Source organism: Bombilactobacillus bombi, from assembly GCF_013607485.1.
GTDB classification, from domain to species: Bacteria; Bacillota; Bacilli; order Lactobacillales; family Lactobacillaceae; genus Bombilactobacillus; species Bombilactobacillus bombi_A.
This window is the reverse complement of record NZ_SCHP01000082.1, coordinates 1-3712: the sequence shown is the minus strand read 5'-3', so window position 1 is coordinate 3712 and position 3712 is coordinate 1. Positions and strand designations below refer to the sequence as shown.

4 protein-coding genes are annotated in these 3712 nt (G+C 31.5%); 1 reads left to right on the top strand and 3 read right to left on the bottom strand.

The window, feature by feature from the left end:
- The first annotated feature begins 308 nt into the window (after window positions 1-308).
- Window positions 309-1007 (top strand): hypothetical protein, encoded by a 699-nt coding sequence (locus EQ827_RS08165; protein ID WP_181190496.1) that lies wholly within the window; start codon window positions 309-311, stop codon window positions 1005-1007.
- 58 nt (window positions 1008-1065) lie between these two features.
- On the opposite strand, the gene EQ827_RS08160 is transcribed toward EQ827_RS08165, so the two are convergent.
- From EQ827_RS08160 to EQ827_RS08150, 3 genes are all read right to left on the bottom strand, one after another.
- Window positions 1066-1407 (bottom strand): DUF1093 domain-containing protein, encoded by a 342-nt coding sequence (locus EQ827_RS08160; RefSeq protein ID WP_181190495.1) that lies wholly within the window; start codon window positions 1405-1407, stop codon window positions 1066-1068.
- A gap of 79 nt (window positions 1408-1486) precedes the next feature.
- Window positions 1487-1858, bottom strand: coding sequence for a hypothetical protein (locus EQ827_RS08155; protein ID WP_181190494.1), 372 nt, complete (start codon window positions 1856-1858; stop codon window positions 1487-1489).
- Between the two features lie 493 nt (window positions 1859-2351).
- Window positions 2352-3680, bottom strand: a complete 1329-nt coding sequence (locus EQ827_RS08150; protein ID WP_309109357.1) for an MFS transporter — start codon at window positions 3678-3680, stop codon at window positions 2352-2354.
- Window positions 3681-3712 lie beyond the last annotated feature (32 nt).

The window sequence follows — 3712 nt, the reverse complement described above, 5'->3', positions numbered from 1 at the left end:
AGAAAATGTTAATTTTTAATAGATATAGGATTTTAAAATGATTAGGCAAGTGTTAAAAGCATAAATGGAGTGTTAAATATATTAAGACTAATTATTCAAAAACTATACTAATTCCATTAATTGATTAGCCATTTAATTGATTAGCCATTTTTTAGTAGTTAAATTTAATTACCTTAAATTAGTAAAACTTATTCATATTGATTGCAAAAGCTTTTTTCTTTTAATTTATTCTCAAAATTACTGATATACTGATATAATGAATGAAGTTTTACAATTATGAAAAATCTAATAATTAAAGGATAATTTACATGTTAATTTCTTATATCTCTACACAAGACATCCAACAAATTAGAAAACTAGTTTGGCAATATGCTATGCCTAAAACGTATCGTCGCTATTTAAAATTCTTTTTGATAGTTTTTCCACTGACATATTTGATCGGTATTTTTTATATAGGCATTCCACAACTCCTACATAAACAAAAAACCTTTTGGTTCATTTATACTATGATCAATGTGATAGGAATTATAATTGTCATTCTTAATTTAAGAAGAGACTTCAAACGAGGATTTTTAAAACATACCAAGTCGGGCTATTACACCGCTTGGGTTGACTTGTCTCCAGACCAAGATCCAAAAACATCCTTTATTGCGACCATGAAACAACATCCTGAACTATTAGAACTGTACGATCAAAATCAAGGTGAATTATATTTATCTAACAAACCGGGAGATGATGATTATGACATCAAGAAAGATCCTATTTTTAAAAATCTTCAGTCAAATCCAGTACTAATTCATCCGCCATTTAAACGTTACGAAAGTTTCATCAATACTCATCAATATTATATTTTTGTTATTTGTGTACCTCACACTAAGAAACAAATTTACACTAGATATCAATATTTAATTTTCAAAAAAAGCCGGTTGAATCAGGCAGCCTTGAGTGCCTATTTAACAGCCGTTGAACAAATCACTGATAATTATTGTAACCTAGAAAATAAATAAGCCCCCACTTTTAGGGAGCTTATTTTATTTGATTATTCTAAAATCCCTTCAGGATATTTTAATCACCTATCTCTTGGATAATATTTTCAGGGATTTTATTTTTCTTAATTATTTCCCAATGTTTTACTGCTTGACCTTTAGATTTAATCAGTAGATAATCCCCGACCTGAATTTTAGCCTGCTGGCCAAAGGATTTACATAATAAATTACGTGATTTCCCATTTTTATCATAAGCTGTTACATGATATAAATAATTTTTTTCTTGACTAACTCGCTGGGGTTTTTCCACCCTAAAGGGTTTGGCGGTATACACTTTGGCGTATAATTGTTTTTCTGATAAAGTTGGATTGATAGAATCTACTACTATGGCCAACTTGTTATTTTGATTATGTGTTAACAATGGTAAACCAAAAGGTAAAAAAACAGATCAACAATAATATTGCTAAGATGCTTGAAATCAACTTTTTCATTTGTAACTCCTATTCCAAGTTGCGCACTCGTTGTTCTACAATTTTAGTATAAATTCTGGTGGTTAAGCCATAGATGACTAAATAATACGAATAATACGTCAGTAATAACAAAAATGTTACTAAGGTTACCACCACTAATAAAAGAATGTTATACATTGAAAATAACGATAGCGAATTTTTTATAGCAGGAAAAGCAAACATTAAATTAACTACTGCTCCTATGATCGGAAACATAAATAATGTTAATACCTGGCTTCGAATAGCTTGTTTTGTTTCATTAAAGCTTAACCCGACCTCCTGCATCGTTTGAAATCTTTCTCGATCAGCGTATCCTTCAGATATTTGCTTATAATAAATTAATAATGCGGTAACTAAGATCATAGTTAAACTAATTAAACCACCGATAAATAATAAGCTACCGAATAAAGCATGAATTGCTTTTTTTACTATTGGGATTGCGGAATAATTATCTGGTTTTAATTGTAAAACTACTGGCAGTTTGGCAGCAAACTTGCCTACTTGTTTAGCATTACCTCCTGTATTAAAGCCCAGTACGTATAACCAGGAATGAGGATTAATATTCTGAGCAGTTTTTTGATCCGCTGTTATGATGAATAGTGGTTTTAAAGTAGAACGCTGATAACTAAAGGCAAAGTTAAAGTGAGATATTACCCGCGTTTTATATTCTTGACCATTAATAAATAATTTCTTCGGAATTGTTGGTTGATCTTCACTATAAATTAATACTTCGTTAGGTGATAAATGATAGTTGGTTTTTTCTAACTGATAATTAGTACCAAACTTCTACGAAATTGTTTAAATATATTAGAATTACATAGCCAACCTTATATTAAAATTTATTTATGGACTACAACTATAATTTATTTCTTCTAATCAGCATTGAGATAATGACACCAATTAGAGATAAAATACCTGATGTAGTCATTGCAGCCTTATAACCAGTTATAAACGTACTAATGTTATGCAAACTGCCAAATTTATAAAATACAATAACTGATAGCGAAACACCTACTGCACCACCAAACAAGCGAAACATGTTATATATGCCGGATGCTTGCCCATTGTTTTGTGAATCAACCGAACTAATAACTGCCTTTTGCAGTGCTGGTCCCCCCATAGATAGCCCCGCACCAGATATAATCAGTGGGATAACAGTCATTATATATGCAGTGCTAGCATTAGCTATAAGTGCAATCCACAAATATCCTAGACCTTGCAAAAGTAATCCTAAAGCTGCTATTTTTCTTTCTCCAAATTGATCCACCCATTTTCCAGCAAATGGCGCAATAACAACTAAAGTTCCTGTCCAAGGTAATAATTCTAATCCAGCAACTAACGCGTTAGCATTACCCACAATTTGTAAGTACTGGGGCAAAAAGAATACTACACCGTACATAGCAGCATAGAGTAAAAAAGTAGAGATATTACCAGCTAAAAAGGATTTAGACTGAAAAAGCTTTAAGGGAATCATTGGATCTGTATCATATTTTTGTTTTATGAAAAAAATAACCCATAATATCAAACCAATTACTCCAATTACAACAGAGGAAGGCTTAAAGGCTTTATCTGACAATCCCCATATAAATCCAGCCGATGCTAGAATTACTAATAATGCATCTATAAAATCAATCCGCGAACCAGAAACCTTTTTTTCTGGTAATTTTTTATTAGAAAAGTAAATTCCTAAAATACCTATAGGAACATTAATCCAAAAAATCCACTGCCACGTCAACTTTGCAACAATTAATCCGCCTAAAGCGGGGCCAATAATTAATCCTAAACCGCCAATACCACTATATATTCCTAAAGCACTACCCCGTTTAGATGGATTAATAGAAGAGGTTAAAATTGTCATTGACATCGGCGTCAAAACAGAAGCACCAATACCTTGTACTATTCTAGCAAATATTAAAAATTCTATGTTTGTGGACAAAGCCGAAAGTATAGATCCAATGACAAATATTAGGATTCCAATATTGTAGATTTTTCGATGTCCTAAAATATTCCCCAATGATACACCAACTAGTAGAACAGCAGCAATAGTCACATTATATGCATTTAGCGCCCATTGTAATGATGCCACATTAATATGAAAATCATGCCTAATAGCAGTAGAAGCAGTAGTTACAATCATGGAATCCATCATAGACATAAAAAATCCTAATGATGTTAGAACTAAAATCCATGTTGAGTTATTGTTTCTTTCATTATTAT